Raw genomic sequence first — 299 nt, 5'->3', positions numbered from 1 at the left:
CCGTGCTCGCGCTCGCCGAGGTCCTGCTCCCCGGGCGCACCGACCACGCCGACTTCCTCGGCCCGATCGCGCTCGCCCTCGGCGCGACGGTCCCCCTCGCGTTCCTGCGTACGCTGCCGATGCTCACGGCGGTGACCGTCAGCGCCGCGACGCTGCTCGGCCCGCCCACGTACGGCCGGTTCGTCGTCTGCGGTCTGCCCGCCCTGGCCGCCGTGCTGTACACGGTGGGGCGGCAGCGGTCCGGACGCGTCGCGGTGCTGTTCGCCGCGGCGTTCACCGGGTACGCGCTCGCGGGCGGC

General features: G+C 76.9%; 1 pseudogene. It reads left to right on the top strand.

Going from position 1 to position 299, the window contains the following annotated elements:
• Positions 1-299: pseudogene (locus tag G3I40_RS02115) on the top strand (sensor histidine kinase); the annotation flags it as partial.

The organism is Streptomyces sp. SID14478 (assembly GCF_010548525.1).
In the GTDB taxonomy this organism is placed as follows: domain Bacteria; phylum Actinomycetota; class Actinomycetes; order Streptomycetales; family Streptomycetaceae; genus Streptomyces.
Note: the sequence above shows the minus strand (reverse complement) of the source record. Positions and strands in the feature narration are given on the sequence as shown.